General features: G+C 53.3%; 1 tRNA gene. It reads right to left on the bottom strand.

Annotation, left to right across the window (positions count from 1 at the left end):
• Positions 1 to 135 precede the first annotated feature (135 nt).
• Positions 136 to 212 (bottom strand) — tRNA-Arg (locus ACX5KA_RS19590).
• Positions 213 to 257 lie beyond the last annotated feature (45 nt).

Raw genomic sequence — 257 nt, 5'->3', positions numbered from 1 at the left:
ACAACCGGAATCACAATCCGGGGCTCTACCAACTGAGCTACGCCCACCATAGGGTGTGTTTGCAATTTACACGCCTTATTTTAGCAGTGTAAATACGAAAATTCAGCCTTGCTATCAGGACCTACCTGACTCGCATGGCGCGCCCGGCAGGATTCGAACCTGCGACCCACGGCTTAGAAGGCCGTTGCTCTATCCAGCTGAGCTACGGGCGCTTGGCGAATCTTCGCTGCAAAAAGTGGTCGGTGAGACAGGATTTG

The organism is Alteromonas alvinellae (assembly GCF_902705805.1).
The sequence above is the reverse complement of the archived record's forward strand: the minus strand, read 5'-3'. Positions and strand labels throughout refer to the sequence as shown.